This window comes from Methylobacterium sp. Leaf361 (genome assembly GCF_001424445.1).
Lineage (GTDB): Bacteria > Pseudomonadota > Alphaproteobacteria > Rhizobiales > Beijerinckiaceae > Methylobacterium.
In genome coordinates this window covers 1-1,607 of sequence record NZ_LMPY01000093.1, presented here as the reverse complement: position 1 = coordinate 1,607, position 1,607 = coordinate 1, and the positions used below count along the sequence as shown (strand labels likewise).

2 protein-coding genes and 1 pseudogene are annotated in these 1,607 nt (G+C 52.8%); all 3 read right to left on the bottom strand.

Annotation, left to right across the window (positions count from 1 at the left end; genetic code table 11):
• Nucleotides 1–58 precede the first annotated feature (58 nt).
• Nucleotides 59–790 carry a hypothetical protein gene (locus ASG32_RS34290; RefSeq protein ID WP_157862123.1) on the bottom strand — a complete coding sequence of 244 codons (732 nt, stop codon included), beginning with the start codon at nucleotides 788–790 and terminating at the stop codon, nucleotides 59–61.
• 348 nt (nucleotides 791–1,138) lie between these two features.
• Nucleotides 1,139–1,357 carry an IS630 transposase-related protein gene (locus tag ASG32_RS35745; protein WP_280141632.1) on the bottom strand — a complete coding sequence of 73 codons (219 nt, stop codon included), beginning with the start codon at nucleotides 1,355–1,357 and terminating at the stop codon, nucleotides 1,139–1,141.
• A gap of 32 nt (nucleotides 1,358–1,389) precedes the next feature.
• Nucleotides 1,390–1,607, bottom strand: a pseudogene (locus ASG32_RS34805) (hypothetical protein); the annotation flags it as partial.

Sequence of the window (1,607 nt, the reverse complement as noted above, 5' to 3'; positions counted from 1 at the left end):
GCCATACGCCCTGACATTGACATGTGACGGAGCTCCCATTCCGCTCCGTATGTCGCCTTCACACCGTCTGCCGGAAGGTGCCGCCCAAACAGCGCTTACGATCAAAGAACCAATCCCGCTCTGATCCACATATTCCGAGAACTATTCTTTCATCAGATCCATAAAATAAAGATGTAGGATCGATTATTCCAAACCCGCGGCAATAAATTGCATCAAAATCTACGGACGCGCTCGTAATCAATACTTTGTCGTCGGACATCTCCCACAAAAATGGGTGATGTCTCCAGGGATTGAAAGTAGCGTGGCCAAACCCCAAAAGTTTGTTGCCCATCTTCAGCGCATTGCTCCCCCCGCGAAAAATATTAAAGTTGTCATGCGCTGCTTTTGGGTTGAATGAATTTCGGTTTTCAGCAACGATGCGCCCCTTACCATTATTGGGATCAATTTGTAATATACGAAAGGGCGCAAAACTATGCACTGCGCCGATCATCCCGTCGGCGTCAAATGGAATCCAATTCTTTCCATATTCAAACCAGTCATCTTCGATTTGAATTGCCAGGGTCTTGCGTGTTTCCATATCATAAAGATAGTACTGGGTTTGGTCATGCAAAGCGCCGCGATATAAGACGATCGGCCTCCCTCCAACGGTGACAATCCGAGGGTCGTTGCCGGAACCAAGATCAATCTCTACTAGACGCATAAGGCCAAAGCTCTGCTCGGACCATTCAGTTAAAATTATGCGACTCAGATATCCCTCTTTTTCCTGTGGCCACTTGTCAGGTTCGAACATAAAATGCCTACGATTTGCCGACCAAAATGAGCCTCGCCAGAAAGTAAAGGCGAAGAAGCAATCGAACTGCTCGCCACATCGAACATCAATTGTACGTATGTATGAGTCGCCGTGCCGTATGAATGTCATGTGATTACGTCACACCGTTTGGATTGAAATTGCAGAATAGCGAGCAATCGCTTCAGATGACTTAGCTATCATCATAGGTGATGATGCTATGTGCCCGGGTTCAAGCGGTGGTCGCAATACCAGAATGAACTGATCGTAAGATCGCGTCGAGAGCCTCGGCGAGAATTTTCCATCCCAGAGTCCTGCGCGGTCTGCCGTTGAGTGCTGCACCAATGGCCGCTAGAGTTGCTCGTAGGATCGTTCAGCTTCCGTTGCCAGCTGCGGCATGGTGCGGACCGGCCCTTCCAGCGCGACAGCATGGGCTCGCCGGCTTCCGACCCAACGGACAGCGCTGGCCGCCCAGACACCAAAACGTTTGGCCGCCTGACGCCGCGAGGCGCCCGCTTCAATCGCGGCGACCACACGCTCGCGCAGATTGACCGACAGGGCTGAAGGCATGGCGATCCTCCATCACAAGCTCATCAAGCGAATCACACGCGCCAGTCAGATCGCCAACCCCAACCGATGCAACCCGCCGAGCTATGCGGGAGATTGGGTGACGACGGTGAGTTGAAGGCGGCGTATCGAGGCTGGTTTCGAGCCCGCCAGAACCTCTCAGTGAGAGCGATACGCCATGGAGACATGGCCGCGACGTCCTTCTGGTAGGCCGCGATGTAGCGGGTCGCGGTCAGGTGCAGGTCGCCGGTCT